Consider the following 12,097-nt stretch of genomic DNA (forward strand, 5'->3'; position numbering starts at 1 on the left):
ATGTCTTCCGGATTGGGGTTGTAGCGCGGGAAGGTGTAGTCGAGGTCGCAGTCGAGCTCGATCACCTCGGCTCCGAGCGCCCGGAGGATGGCGGGGGCGAAGGCGCCCGCGGTGCCGTTGCCGCAGGCGGCGACGACCTTGAGCTTGCGCTTGAGCTGCTTGCCGCGCGTGAGGTCGTCGGCGTAGGTGGCCGGGAAGCCTTCCACGAAGCGGTAGGAACCGCCGCCGGCCTGGCGGAAGCGGCCGGCCAGCACGATCTCCTTCAGCCGCCCCATCTCCTCCGGCCCGAAGGTGACCGGGCGGTCGCAGCCCATCTTGACGCCGGTCCAGCCATTGTCGTTGTGGCTGGCGGTGACCATGGCCACGGCCGGCACGTCGAGCGCGAACTGGGCGAAATAGGCCATCGGCGAGAGCGCCAGGCCGATGTCGTGGACGGTGCAGCCGGCGGCCATCAGGCCCTGGGCCAGCGCGATCTTGATGCCCATGGAGTAGCCGCGGAAGTCGTGGCCGGTGACCACGTCGAGCGGCTTGCCGAGCTCGTGGAGGAGGGTGCCGAGGCCGAGCCCCAGCGCCTGCACGCCCATCAGGTTGAGCTCCGGCGCCTTGTCGGAGGCCGGATGGCCGAACCACCACCGGGCGTCATACTCCCGGAACCCCGTCGGCTTGACGAGCGGCGTCGTCTCGAACGCAAGCGTGTTGGGCAGAACGGAATCAACAGGCTTCGGAAACATCAAGCAGCGTCCTCATCGATCGGTGGCCCCTATGGGGGCTCTCTACGGGAGCCTTACCGCAAAAAGGTGAACAACCGGGTGCCAAATCGACCTCCCATCGCCTTTTTGCGGACTGATCGCCGCGCGGGTGAAAGACCCCGCAGTCTCGGCTTGCCCGCGGCGCGGCCTTGCGATACCCAGCGCCGAACCTGCCGTGGATCCCGGACCGCCATGACCCGCATCGAGGCCCTCGCCGACATCGCCCTCCAGGCCGGCGCCGTGATCATGGACATCTACGGCACCGAATTCGCCGTCGCCATCAAGTCCGACGAGAGCCCCGTCACCGCTGCCGACCAGGCTGCCGAAGCGGTGATCCTGGCGGGTCTCGCCCGTCTCGACCCCGGCCGTCCGGTGGTCGCCGAAGAGGCGATGGCCGCCGGCGCCGAGGCGGTCACCGGACCTGCCTTCTACATGGTCGACCCGCTCGACGGCACCAAGGAGTTCGTCTCCCGCAACGGCGAGTTCACCGTCAACATCGCCCTCGTCGAACACGGCGTCCCGGTGGCGGGCGTGGTCTACGCCCCGGCGCTCGGCCGCCTCTACGCTGGTGCGGAAGGGCAGGGCGCCTGGCGCGCGAAGGTGACGGACGGCGGCTCGCTCGGCCCGGCCGAACCGATCCGCACCCGGCCGGTACCGGAGAAGGGGCTCGCCGTGGTCGCCAGCCGGTCCCATGCGGGGGCCGAGACCACCGAACTCCTCTCCCGTCTGCCGGTCGCCGAATTCCATGCCGCGGGCTCGTCCCTCAAGTTTTGCCTGCTGGCCGAGGGGTCGGCCGATTTCTATCCGCGCCTCGGCCCCACCATGGAATGGGACACCGCGGCCGGCGACGCCGTGCTGCGTGCGGCCGGCGGACTGGTCGTCACACGGGACGGCGCGCCGATGGTCTACGGTCGCCGCGACGACGATTTCCGCAATCCGTGGTTCCTGGCGGTGGGAAATGCATCGATCCTGCGATCGGTCCTGGCGGTGAGCTGATAGCTCGCCGCCGCGCCCGTCCCTGGTCAGGATTTGCTCGGCGCCTGCAGCGCCTTCATCAGCACGAGCACGGCGAGCGTCACCGGCCACAGCAGGCCCACCCACCAGCCGGCGGCGAGCGCCTTGGAAAGCCGCCAGCGCCGGCCGCGGAGATCCTCGACCGTTCCCGCCATCACGAGAAAACCCGCCGCAGCGTAGAGCCCGGCGAGCAGCGTGATCGTGGAGGGCACGTCTCCGTCCATCATAGTCTCGTTGCCCGATGAGGAGCCCCGGTGCGGTTGCGCCGGGGCCGTTCGTGGATCAGCAGCCGGACCCCGACAGGAACTCCGAGCGGATCGTCCGCAGGATGATCTTGATGTCGAGGAGAACGTTGAAGCTGCGGATGTATTCCAGATCGCACTCGACGCGGCGGCGAGCCTTGTAGGCGTCCGTCGTCGGGCCGCGATAGCCGTTCACCTGCGCCAGACCGGTCAGCCCGGGCCGCACGATGTGGCGCAGACCGTAGTTGGGCACCAGTTCGTCGTAGGGCACCCCGGCGGCCAGCATGCCGGGCACGTGCGGACGCGGTCCGACCAGCGACATGTCGCCCTTCAGCACGTTGAGCAGCTGCGGCAGCTCGTCGATGCTGGTCCGGCGAATGAAGCGCCCGATCGGCGTCACGCGCGGATCGTTCTCGGTCGTCTGCGCGACGCCGGAAAGATCGCAGCGGTCGGTGTACATCGACCGGAACTTGAAGATCCGGAACGTCTCGTTGCCGAGGCCGACACGCTCCTGCGAGAACAGCACCGGTCCCCGGCTGGTGAGCCGGATGATGGCCGCGATCGTCAGGAGCAGCGGCGCCAGGGCGATCAGCGCCGCCAGCGCCAGCAGGAAGTCGAGCGAACGCTTGATGGCGAACTGCCAAGCGCCGGCCCGGGCGATCGGCATCGGCGCGCTCTCGCCGCCACGCACGAGGCGTGCCGTGGAGGAGGGCGCGCGGCGGGCGGTGCTGGGCGCACCGACGCGGTCGCGGTTCTTGGGCTGGCTGTCCGGCTGCCAAAGGACGGACATCGACGTGCTCGACATCAACGGCTCGGACGACGGTCCGAAGCGGCGGGCACTGCGGGATCCGGCGGAAGCATAGGCGAAGGACGGCTGCGCAAAGGACGAGAAAGCGTCCGAAGGGGCAGAAAACAAACGACCGACAAAATCATTCAAATGCGAACGCATATCCAACTCCAGATTGGGTCGGACGCTGAAGCAACGCCTCGTGCGCCCTAAGCGACTGGAAGTGATGAAATACGACGCGAGCGTCCGTTCTCATCGGGTCTGGCGGGTCGATTAAGCGCTGATTTACCTTAACCGTCCGTAGAGACCCGAGGCAAAACAAAGCCGCGTCTCGGGGTCCTAAACCTGGAAACATGGTTAACGACGGCGCAACGCGCCCCGAAAACCTTGTCCATCTCCTGTTTGCAATACCGAAGCTCGGAAGCTGAAGCTCCTAGAACCCTCCCTGCAGCGGCTGCGCCGTTCAAATCCGACGCTGCAGTGCAGCATGAATGAAGGGACCAAGCGATTCAAATCCCAAATCATCCGTTTCCAATTTTTTCACTCTAAGCTGAACCCCCTACGCTCATCAAGGCCGCGACAGCGGGACGAACCGGCCGTCTACGAGATTCGGTCGAATTGATTCCGGTAACCTAAATGCCGACGAATCCGGGCATTTTCGAGTCACGATCCTGCGATCCGGGCCGGCTAGGGGGGATTTTGGGGGGTCTCGCGCCCTGTGGCGGCAGATCTGTGACGTTTCCACCACAAGCTGTTGTCATGGTATTGACACGTTGACAGCCGGCCGTCAGATTTTTTCAAGGCAGCTGTTGCAGCGCGACAACAGCGAGAGACACGATGCGCGAATGAACGTCGCACAGTCAAAATACGACTTATATTTTTGTACGCATGTGTTCACGCTCCACCGATGACGTGCCGGTGGAGGGCCTTCATACCATGCGGACGCGTGTCGCCCTGACGATTCTCGTATCCGGCCTCGCGGCTTGGGCCAGCGGGGCCAGCGCCGGTTTCCAGGCGCTACCCAAAACGATCCCGGCCCTGGAAAGTTCCATCCCGATCGTCGGAAAAATGTCGGCGAGCGAACCCGACGGTTTTACCGCCCTCTGCCGCCGGCTGCCGGACCGCTGCCGCCCCGTTGCTGCCCGCGCCGACGTGGAGGTCACGCCCAGCGGCGCGGTCAGGCTCACGCCGGCGCTCACCCGCATGGTGGTCGAGGTCAACCGGCTCACCAACCTGTCCATTCGTCCGCAGGCCGAGCTCCGCGGAGCGCCGGACAACTGGAAGATCGGCGGGCTGAGCGGCGACTGCGAGGACTACGCCCTCGCCAAGCGCGAGCGGCTGATTCGCGCCGGTTTTCCCACCTCGGCGCTGCCGATCGCCACCGCGCACCTGCCGAACGGCGAGTATCACGCCGTCCTCGTGGTGCGCACCGATCGCGGCGACTACGTGCTCGACAACCTGTCCCGCGCCGTCACGCCGGTCGCCAAGTCGCGCCTGCGTTTCCAGATCCTGCAGTCCCCGGTCGATCCGCGCAGCTGGCTCGCCCTCTGAAGGGCAGGGGTCAGCCGTCCTCGCCCGGCGCGCCGGACCGCTCGCGGCGGCGCTCCTTCTGGCGCAGGCGCACGACGAAGCCGAGCACCAGGCCTATGTTGAAGGCCACCACCATCAGGATCGTCGTCCAAGTCCCCGACCAGAACCCGTGCGCGCTCCACGCCAGCGCCGCGGCCAACGGCAGCACGAGCGTCGACGCGGCCACAACCACCGTGGGGCCGACTCGTCGAAACCGGAACGCCCGCACGATGCGGTCCAGTGTTCCGGAGGTTGAAAGGCTCGCCTTCTGCACCATTGCTCAATCCGTAGGCTGCGGAGCCGAGTATGAGCGAAACCCTGCTGTCGTGGTAGCCATCACCGGGTGGCGCGGGCGTATTCCGAAGGCATTTTTCAACAGGCCGTCATCGCGCGATCGGACAACCCGAATCCCTCGTATAATAAGCCGGCACAAGAAGGGTGGACGGATGAGCGTGGACGTGCGGAAATTCGGCGAAGCGATCGGGCGGCAGGTCGAGGGCGGGTCGCGCTCCCGTTTCGGCGACGTCATGCGCACCGCCGCCACGGCGCTGCCGCTGCTCGCCGCGCTGCTCGCGGGCGGCTTCGCGCCGGCCGCCATCGGCCTCGCCGCTCTCGTCTTCCTGGTCGGCGCCGCGCTCGTCGCCCGCGCCGCATCGGACCTCCCGCGATTCGGTCTGCCGAACACCGTCACCTGGCTCCGATTCGCCGCCACCGCGGGCCTTGCCGGCGCGGCGCTGGCGCTTCCGGCGGACACCTGGGCCATCGCCGCCGTCGCACTCGCCGTCGTCCTCCTCGACGGCGTCGATGGTTGGCTCGCCCGCCGCTTCGGGCCGGTCACCGCCTTCGGCGCGCGCTTCGACATGGAAACCGACGCGCTGCTGATTCTGGTGCTCTGCGCCTTCGCCGTTTCCGCCGACAAGATCGGGCCCTGGATCCTGCTGGCTGGCCTGATGCGCTACGCCTTCGTCGCCGCCGCGGCGGTCTGGCCCTGGCTTGCCGGAGCACTGCCCCCGTCGTTCCGGCGCAAGCTGGTCTGCGTGGTGCAGATCGCCGCCCTCATCGCGGTTGCCGCGCCGCCGGTCGGCCCGACGGCCGCCATCGTCCTCGGGGGCGTATCGCTTGGCGCGCTCGCCTGGTCCTTCACCGTCGACATCCTTTGGCTCCGGCGCAACGGCCCGGCGGCCGCATGACCTTGCCCGACGCTGCCAGCCTCATCGGCCTCGGCCGCTCCCTGGCGATCTACTACGGCCGGCCCTGGAAATCCGCGGAACTGCGCCGTTTCACCCGCGAACTCGTCGGCCCGGGCGATCTCGCCTTCGACATCGGCGCCCATGTGGGAAACCGCTCGCGCGCCCTCGTCGCCGCCGGCGCCCGCGTCGTCGCGCTGGAGCCGCAGCCGCTGTTCCGCGCCGTTCTCCGCCGCCTCCTGCCGCCCGGCACCGTTATCCTGCCGGAGGCCGTCGGCAGCCGGGAAGGGCGGATGACGCTCAACGTCTCCCGCCGCCATCCCACCGTCTCCACCCTCTCCACCGGCTGGATCGCCGAGGTCTCCGCCGACGCCGGCTTCCGCAAGGTGGCCTGGGACCGGGCGATCGAGGTCGACGTCACTACGCTCGACCGGCTGATCGAGCGCTACGGACGGCCCCGCTTCATCAAGATCGACGTGGAAGGCCTGGAGCCGGAGATCCTTGCCGGCCTTTCCCAGCCCGTTCCGATGGTCGCCTTCGAATACCTGCCCGCTGCGCTGCACGGTGCCGAAGCCTGCATCGCCCGGCTGCAGCAGCTCGGCGACTACGTCTTCAACCGCGTGGAGGGGGAACGCCACCGCTTCCTGCACGATGATTGGATGGCCGGCGCGGCCATGCTCCGCGTGCTGCACGAGGCGGCCGGCAACGGCCGGTCCGGCGACGTCTATGCCCGCCTGCGTGCGAGCGAAAGCACGCCGGGCAGTGCACCGACCACCGCGACCAGCCCATAGAGCGCCGCCGCCGCCGCGCCGTCGGCTGCCGGTAGTCCCACCGTCGGCCACAGCACGGCCGCCGCACCCTCCCGCAGCCCCCAGCCACCGACCGTGACAGGCAGCAGCATCGACAGCAGCACCAGCGGGATCACCGCCGCTGCGACCGGCAGCGGCAGCGTGCTTCCCACGGCGGCCGCGCACAGCGCGAACACTCCGACGTAGCTCGCCCCGATCGCCAGGCTGAGCCCCGCCTGGACCGCGAGCGACCGGCCTGTGCCGAACCCGGCGCGGATGTCCGATACGAATCGTCCGATCGCGTCCCGCAACCGCGCCGGGCCGCTCCGGCGCAGCGCCGAAGCGGCAACCCCCACGCCGGCGAGGGCGAGCGGAACGACCGCCACCGCCGCCACCGATCCCCGCGGCAGCGGAGCGGCGAGCGAGACGGCCCAGACCAGGATCCCCGCCACCGCCAGCACGGCGAAGGCGATCTGCCCGGAGGCCCGCTCCAGCACCACCGCGCTGATCGCCGCACGCGATCGGCCGGCAGCGGCCGCGCCGCGGCTGCGCAGCGCCCGGAGCGCGTCCCCGGCCACGCCGCCCGGCAGCACCATGTTGAGGAGGCTGGAAAGATAGTATTCCGCCGCCGCCGTCCCGAACGGGATCGCCAGACCCAGCCGTCCGGCCGTGAATCGCCAGCGCCAGGCCGACGCCAGGATCTGGGCCTGGACCACCAGCACCGCGAGGCCGAGCAGGACCGGGTCCGCCCCGAGCACTGCGTCGGCGATCGCCTTGAAACCCACGGTCCAGAGCACGCCCGTAACGAGAACAGCGCCACCGGCGAGTTGGACTGCGGTCCGGATCGCCCTGCGCCGCGTAGAACCGGTGGACAGCGTTTCTTCGCTTACGTTTTCTGTCATGCTGGGTCGGGCAAGAGGTGGGCGGAACGCATGGGTGGCAGCGGATCGGGCGGCGATACGACCGCGAACAGGCGAACGGGATTCGCGCTGTCGCTCCTCGCCATCGTCGTGGTGTTTGCCATTCTCGTGGCTCCGAACGAGCTGGACCGTATCACGCCTGCCGCCTTTCTGCGCATTCCCCTGGAAGCCGTGGTTCTGGCCATCCTGTATGGCGTGCTGCCGTTTCGGGCTGCGCGCGTTCTGGCGGCGTTCGCCGGCGTGGCACTCGGCCTCGTCGCCATCCTCAAGATCGCCGACATGGGCTCCTTCCCCGCTTTCGCGCGGCCCTTCGATCCCGTGCTCGACTGGCATCTCCTCGACGCCGCCATGAACCTTCTCACCGGTGCGATCGGCCGCACAGGAGCGGTTGCCGCCGCGGCCGGCGCCGCGCTGCTCGCCGTCGCCGTGCTGGCCGCGGCCGTCTGGTCGAGCCTCCGTATGCAGGCTGCAGTCGCCCGGCACCGCACCGTGGCCCTCCCGGCGGCCGTGGTCGCCGCGGTCGCCTGGCTCGGCCTCGCCGCGGCGGCCGTCGAGATTCGCCCGCGAGTGCCCGTCGCGTCCTCGGACGGCGCGGTCTTCGCCGCCAACCGCCTCGACCGCGTCCGCGTCAGCCTCGCCGACGCGCGGACATTCCAGGAGGAAGCCGCCGTCGACGCTTTTCGCGACACGCCCGCCGACCGCCTTCTCACCGCCCTTACTGGCAAGGACGTCCTCGTCGTCTTCGTCGAGAGCTACGGTCGCGACGCCGTCGAGAACCCCGAGTTCGCCCCTGCCGTCGGCGCGGTGCTCGACGAGGGTGACATCCGTCTGCGCGCCGCCGGCCTCGGCGTGCGAAGCGCCTACCTCACCTCGCCGACGGTCGGCGGCCAGAGCTGGCTTGCCCACGGTACGCTGCTCTCCGGCCTTTGGATCGACAACCAGCAGCGATACCGCACCCTCGTCGGCAGCGACCGGATGACCCTCAACGCGGCGTTCCGGAAGGCCGGCTGGCGCACCGTCGCCGTCATGCCGGCCATCAGCATGGCCTGGCCGGAAGGCGATTTCTTCGGCTACGACCGCGCCTACACCCTCGCCAACCTCGGCTATCGCGGCAAACCCTTCAACTGGGTGACGATGCCGGATCAGTACACCCTGTCCGCCTTCGAGCGCTTCGAGCGGGTGGCGCCCGACCGCAAGCCGGTCATGGCCGAGATCGCCTTGATCTCCAGCCACGCCCCGTGGACCCCGATCCCGGAGGTGATCGACTGGGCCGAGGTGGGCGACGGCACCGTCTTCAACGAGATGGCCTCGGCAGGCGACCCGCCGGACGTGGTCTGGCGCGACCCGGCGCGCGTGCGCACCCAGTTCCGCCTGTCGATCGAATATGCGTTGAAGAACCTGGTGTCCTACTTGGAAACCTTCGGCGACGACCGCCTCGTCGTCGTGGTCCTCGGCGACCACCAGCCCGCCCCGCTCGTCACTGGCGACGGCGCCACGCGCGACGTCCCCGTGTCCGTCATCGCCCGCGACCCGGCCGTTCTCGCCCGCCTCGACGGCTGGAGCTGGCACCCCGGCCTGAGGCCGCCGCCCGGCGCCCCTGTCTGGCGCATGGATCATTTCCGCGACCGGTTCCTCCAGGCCTTTTCGCCCGAAGCGGCCGGGCCCTGATCAGACCGTCGCCAGGATGTCCACGTGTCCGACGATGCAGCGGCCTTCCCCGGCGTGCTGCAGGCGGAAGTCCAGCCATTCGTCGACGGCCTCCTTCGCCAGGTGGCCCTCCTCGTGCGCGGCGGAGGCGATGCCGGTGGCAAGCTCGCGCACCAGCGCCTCGTCCTCCGGACCAAGCCGCCAGGCGCTCAACGCCGAACTGACGTGGAACCCCGCCCGGTTCAGCTTCTCCGCCAGTGCCCCTGGCGCGGACGGCCCGAGCGCCGCGCCGAAGCCTTTGTCGCGGCGCTGGTGCCGGTTGAAGGCGGCGAGCACCGGCTCGTCCAGCGGATGCGCCGGATGCCACTCGGTCGTTCCGTCATAGATCAGGTTGGCATGGAGCGCCGTCCGCCCGGCCGCGAGCGTGGCGACCAGCCGTTCCGCGAAGGTGTCGGACACGAGGTCGAACAGCGCCGAGGCCGTCACCAGCGTCGCCCCGCTCACCGGAAGCGGCGTCGGCGTGGAAAGGTCGTGCCGCAGCACCGAGACCTGACCGGGAAGCGACCCGGCGCGCGCGTCGGCCTCCGCCAGCACCGCCAGGTCGGCGTCCACCAGCAGCCATTCCGGCGCCTTCTGGAGATGCTGGGCGAGTGCGCGGGCCATCGCCCCCGTTCCGGTGCCGAGATCGACGACCAGCGGCGCATCGGCCGCGTCCACCAGCGCCGCGGCAGCCGTCAGCAGGCGGGTGTCGCGCGCCCGCCCGTCCGCCGCCTCGCGCAGATCAAGCCACGTCGCCGAAAAGCCGCTCATCGTCTAATCCCTTCCAGCACGCCGCGGATGATCCCTGCGGCGTCTCCCCAGCCGGGCAACGCAGCACCCGCCGCCCGCGATCCCTCACGATAGCGCTCGATGAGGGCGCGATCGTGAAGCATCGATCGGATCGCCGCCGCGAGTGCGTCCGGGTCGTCCGGCGGCACCAGGATGCCGGCGGTCTCCGGCACCACGTCCGGAACCGCCCCGGCCCGCGCCGCCACGATCGGCAGCCCGTGCGCCATCGCCTCGGCGAAGGCCATGCCGTAGCCCTCGTAGCGCGACGGCAGCACGAACAGATCCGCCGCGCCGAGCACGCCCGCCGTGTCGTCCACCGGCCCGCTCAGCCGAACCCGTTCACCAAGCCCCGCCCGCGCGATTCGCGCCTCGATCTCCGCCGTCCAATCCGGGTCGAAGTGGGTGCCGCCCACGAAGTCCGCCCGCCAGGCCAAGTCGGTCAGCCGGGCCAGCGCGTCCACCAGAACGTCGTGGCCTTTCCGCTTCGTCAGCGTGGCGAGCGTCACCAGCACCGGCGGCGAACCCGCGCAGGGCGACGCCGGCCGCGGATCGGTGCCCGGCACCGCCACGGTGATCGCCGGCCGTGGTACCCCGAACGCCTGCACCAAAAGGTCCGCCGTCGGCGGGCTCGTCACGATCACCGCCCGGGCGAGCGCCAGCGCCTCGGTCTCCTGCCGTTTCAGCCGCGCGGCGGTCTCCGGATCCAGTCCGGTCTCCAGGGCGAGCGGATGATGGCAGAGCGCCACGAACGCCAGCCGCTCGCGTTCCCGCCGCACGACATCGGCCAGCAGCGCATAGGCGAGCCCGTCGACCAGCACCACCGTCCTGTCGCCGAGCGCCGCGAAAGAGGCCGCCGCCGCGTCGAGATCCGCAGCGCTCGGATCGGGAAACCCGCCGGACAGGGGCAGGTGCTCCATTCCGATTGTCGGCCCGAGTTCCGCCAGGATCCGCCGGTCGTAGCCGTATCCGCCGGTCCGCTGCGTGATGTCGCCGGGTATCGCGAAGACCGTCCGGCGCGCCGTCATGCCCGCGGCACCGCCCCCTCGTACCAGGCCCGCGCCACGTGGCTCTCGTGCAGCTGGATGCGCAGCCGCTCCACCCGGGCGCCGCCGGCGCCGAGCTTGCCGGCGCCGATCTCCGCGACGAGGTCGTCGAAGATCGCCTTCGCCAGGAATTCCGTGGTCGTGGTCCGGCCCTTGAAGCGGGGCAGGGCGTCGAGGTTCTGGTAGTTGAGCGGCTTCAGGATGCGCTTCAGCGCCTCGGTCGCCAGCCCGATGTCCACCACCAGCCCGTCCGCGTCGAGATCGGCGGTGTAGAACGCAGCGTCCACCACGAAGGTGGCCCCGTGCAGGCCTTGCGCCGGGCCGAACACCTCGCCGGGCAGGCTGTGGGCGATCATCACGTGGTCACGGACTTCGACGGCGAACATGGCACCTCCAGGGCGTGGACGACGAAAGTCCCGCCCGGCTCAGTTCCCGGTCAGGACGACGTCCAGCAGATAGCGCCCGTAGGTGCTCTTGCCGAGGGCTTTGCCGAGTTTTTCCAGCTGGTCGGCGTCGATGAAGCCCTGCTTGAAGGCGATCTCCTCCGGGCAGGCGATCTTGAAGCCCTGCCGCTTCTCCAGAGTGCGCACGAACTCGCTCGCCTCGATCAGGCTGTCCGGCGTGCCCGTGTCCAGCCAGGCGAAGCCGCGGCCCATGATCTCCACGGAGAGTTGCCCGCGCTCAAGGTAGATCCGGTTGACGTCGGTGATCTCCAGTTCGCCGCGCGGCGAGGGCTTCAGGTTGGCGGCGATGTCCACCACCGCCGCGTCGTAGAGGTAGAGCCCCGTCACCGCCCAGTTGGAGCGCGGAGCGGCCGGCTTCTCCTCGATGGAGATCGCCCGCATCTGCTCGTCGAACTCCACCACGCCGTAGCGCTCCGGATCGGTCACCCGGTAGGCGAACACCGAGGCGCCGGTCATCCGCTGCCGCGCCTGCCCGAACAGGGTCGGCATGCCGTGGCCGTAGAAGATGTTGTCGCCGAGCACCAGGCACGACGGCGAATTGCCGACGAAGTCCGCGCCGATGATGTAGGCCTGCGCCAGTCCGTCCGGGGACGGCTGCTCGGCGTAGCTGAACGACATGCCGAGCCGCGACCCGTCGCCCAGGAGCCGCTGGAAGTTGGGCAGGTCGTGTGGGGTGGAGATGATCAGCACGTCGCGGATGCCCATCAGCATCAGCGTCGACAGCGGATAGTAGATCATCGGCTTGTCGTAGATCGGCATCAGCTGCTTCGACGTCACCATCGTCATCGGATGGAGACGAGTGCCGCTGCCGCCGGCCAGGATGATGCCACGCATCGGGTCCGCTTCCCTGTTCGCTGTC

At 69.5% G+C, this 12,097-nt stretch carries 14 protein-coding genes; 5 read left to right on the forward strand and 9 right to left on the reverse strand.

Annotation, left to right across the window (positions count from 1 at the left end; all coding sequences use genetic code 11):
• The coding region (locus HZ321_RS20360) for a phosphohexomutase domain-containing protein (RefSeq protein ID WP_483295044.1) at positions 1 to 731 on the reverse strand (731 nt) is incomplete at its 3' end.
• Positions 732 to 941: 210 nt separating this feature from the next.
• Between HZ321_RS20360 and cysQ the strand changes: the two genes are divergently transcribed.
• The gene (gene cysQ / locus HZ321_RS20365) at positions 942 to 1,745 is read left to right on the forward strand and encodes a 3'(2'),5'-bisphosphate nucleotidase CysQ (protein ID WP_181704252.1); all 804 of its coding nucleotides are present in this window, start codon (positions 942 to 944) and stop codon (positions 1,743 to 1,745) included.
• A gap of 26 nt (positions 1,746 to 1,771) precedes the next feature.
• On the opposite strand, the gene HZ321_RS20370 is transcribed toward cysQ, so the two are convergent.
• Positions 1,772 to 1,987: a hypothetical protein gene (locus HZ321_RS20370; RefSeq protein ID WP_181704253.1), complete on the reverse strand. Its 216-nt coding sequence runs from the start codon at positions 1,985 to 1,987 to the stop codon at positions 1,772 to 1,774.
• Between the two features lie 58 nt (positions 1,988 to 2,045).
• Positions 2,046 to 2,672 carry a sugar transferase gene (locus HZ321_RS20375; RefSeq protein WP_206682817.1) on the reverse strand — a complete coding sequence of 209 codons (627 nt, stop codon included), beginning with the start codon at positions 2,670 to 2,672 and terminating at the stop codon, positions 2,046 to 2,048.
• Positions 2,673 to 3,728: 1,056 nt separating this feature from the next.
• On the opposite strand from HZ321_RS20375, the gene HZ321_RS20380 reads away from it, so the two are divergent.
• A complete protein-coding gene (locus HZ321_RS20380; RefSeq protein ID WP_181704255.1) occupies positions 3,729 to 4,343 on the forward strand; it encodes a transglutaminase-like cysteine peptidase in 615 nt (204 codons plus the stop codon).
• A 10-nt stretch (positions 4,344 to 4,353) separates the two neighbouring features.
• Here the strand turns inward: HZ321_RS20380 and HZ321_RS20385 are convergent, their stop codons facing one another.
• Positions 4,354 to 4,638 carry a hypothetical protein gene (locus tag HZ321_RS20385; RefSeq protein WP_181704256.1) on the reverse strand — a complete coding sequence of 95 codons (285 nt, stop codon included), beginning with the start codon at positions 4,636 to 4,638 and terminating at the stop codon, positions 4,354 to 4,356.
• Between the two features lie 169 nt (positions 4,639 to 4,807).
• Here HZ321_RS20385 and HZ321_RS20390 point away from each other — a divergent pair, with 169 nt between their 5' ends.
• Both HZ321_RS20390 and HZ321_RS20395 read left to right on the forward strand, forming a co-directional pair.
• Positions 4,808 to 5,551, forward strand: coding sequence for a CDP-alcohol phosphatidyltransferase family protein (locus HZ321_RS20390; RefSeq protein WP_181704257.1), 744 nt, complete (start codon positions 4,808 to 4,810; stop codon positions 5,549 to 5,551).
• Positions 5,548 to 6,339, forward strand: coding sequence for an FkbM family methyltransferase (locus HZ321_RS20395; protein WP_181704258.1), 792 nt, complete (start codon positions 5,548 to 5,550; stop codon positions 6,337 to 6,339). Before HZ321_RS20390 ends, HZ321_RS20395 begins: the two co-directional genes overlap by 4 nt.
• Here the strand turns inward: HZ321_RS20395 and HZ321_RS20400 are convergent.
• On the reverse strand, positions 6,273 to 7,238 hold the full coding sequence (locus HZ321_RS20400) for a lysylphosphatidylglycerol synthase transmembrane domain-containing protein (protein WP_181704259.1): 966 nt from the start codon (positions 7,236 to 7,238) through the stop codon (positions 6,273 to 6,275). The two genes, HZ321_RS20395 and HZ321_RS20400, sit on opposite strands and share 67 nt — an antisense overlap.
• Positions 7,239 to 7,268: 30 nt before the next feature.
• Between HZ321_RS20400 and HZ321_RS20405 the strand changes: the two genes are divergently transcribed.
• Positions 7,269 to 8,924 (forward strand): alkaline phosphatase family protein, encoded by a 1,656-nt coding sequence (locus HZ321_RS20405; RefSeq protein WP_181704260.1) that lies wholly within the window; start codon positions 7,269 to 7,271, stop codon positions 8,922 to 8,924.
• On the opposite strand, the gene HZ321_RS20410 is transcribed toward HZ321_RS20405, so the two are convergent.
• The 4 genes from HZ321_RS20410 to rfbA are packed head-to-tail and all read right to left on the reverse strand — an operon-like array spanning position 8,925 to position 12,072.
• A complete protein-coding gene (locus HZ321_RS20410) occupies positions 8,925 to 9,713 on the reverse strand; it encodes a class I SAM-dependent methyltransferase (protein ID WP_181704261.1) in 789 nt (262 codons plus the stop codon).
• Complete coding sequence (locus tag HZ321_RS20415) at positions 9,710 to 10,756, reverse strand: glycosyltransferase family 4 protein (protein ID WP_181704262.1); 1,047 nt, start codon at positions 10,754 to 10,756, stop codon at positions 9,710 to 9,712. Before HZ321_RS20415 ends, HZ321_RS20410 begins: the two co-directional genes overlap by 4 nt.
• Positions 10,753 to 11,160 (reverse strand): 6-pyruvoyl trahydropterin synthase family protein, encoded by a 408-nt coding sequence (locus HZ321_RS20420; protein WP_181704263.1) that lies wholly within the window; start codon positions 11,158 to 11,160, stop codon positions 10,753 to 10,755. Before HZ321_RS20420 ends, HZ321_RS20415 begins: the two co-directional genes overlap by 4 nt.
• A 39-nt stretch (positions 11,161 to 11,199) precedes the next feature.
• Positions 11,200 to 12,072, reverse strand: coding sequence for a glucose-1-phosphate thymidylyltransferase RfbA (gene rfbA, locus HZ321_RS20425; protein WP_181704264.1), 873 nt, complete (start codon positions 12,070 to 12,072; stop codon positions 11,200 to 11,202).
• Positions 12,073 to 12,097: the final 25 nt, after the last annotated feature.

Origin of the sequence: Chthonobacter albigriseus (genome assembly GCF_013839445.1) — a bacterium.
Taxonomy (GTDB): Bacteria; Pseudomonadota; Alphaproteobacteria; order Rhizobiales; family Pleomorphomonadaceae; genus Chthonobacter; species Chthonobacter albigriseus.

Bases quoted from the DNA above. Each gene is read 5' to 3' on its own strand.
- cysQ (WP_181704252.1), top strand. From the start codon at position 942: ATGACCCGCATCGAGGCCCTCGCCGACATCGCCCTCCAGGCCGGCGCC.
- HZ321_RS20370 (WP_181704253.1), bottom strand. From the start codon at position 1,987: ATGGACGGAGACGTGCCCTCCACGATCACGCTGCTCGCCGGGCTCTAC.
- HZ321_RS20375 (WP_206682817.1), bottom strand. From the start codon at position 2,672: ATGCCGATCGCCCGGGCCGGCGCTTGGCAGTTCGCCATCAAGCGTTCG.
- HZ321_RS20380 (WP_181704255.1), top strand. From the start codon at position 3,729: ATGCGGACGCGTGTCGCCCTGACGATTCTCGTATCCGGCCTCGCGGCT.
- HZ321_RS20385 (WP_181704256.1), bottom strand. From the start codon at position 4,638: ATGGTGCAGAAGGCGAGCCTTTCAACCTCCGGAACACTGGACCGCATC.
- HZ321_RS20390 (WP_181704257.1), top strand. From the start codon at position 4,808: ATGAGCGTGGACGTGCGGAAATTCGGCGAAGCGATCGGGCGGCAGGTC.
- HZ321_RS20395 (WP_181704258.1), top strand. From the start codon at position 5,548: ATGACCTTGCCCGACGCTGCCAGCCTCATCGGCCTCGGCCGCTCCCTG.
- HZ321_RS20400 (WP_181704259.1), bottom strand. From the start codon at position 7,238: ATGACAGAAAACGTAAGCGAAGAAACGCTGTCCACCGGTTCTACGCGG.
- HZ321_RS20405 (WP_181704260.1), top strand. From the start codon at position 7,269: ATGGGTGGCAGCGGATCGGGCGGCGATACGACCGCGAACAGGCGAACG.
- HZ321_RS20410 (WP_181704261.1), bottom strand. From the start codon at position 9,713: ATGAGCGGCTTTTCGGCGACGTGGCTTGATCTGCGCGAGGCGGCGGAC.
- HZ321_RS20415 (WP_181704262.1), bottom strand. From the start codon at position 10,756: ATGACGGCGCGCCGGACGGTCTTCGCGATACCCGGCGACATCACGCAG.
- HZ321_RS20420 (WP_181704263.1), bottom strand. From the start codon at position 11,160: ATGTTCGCCGTCGAAGTCCGTGACCACGTGATGATCGCCCACAGCCTG.
- rfbA (WP_181704264.1), bottom strand. From the start codon at position 12,072: ATGCGTGGCATCATCCTGGCCGGCGGCAGCGGCACTCGTCTCCATCCG.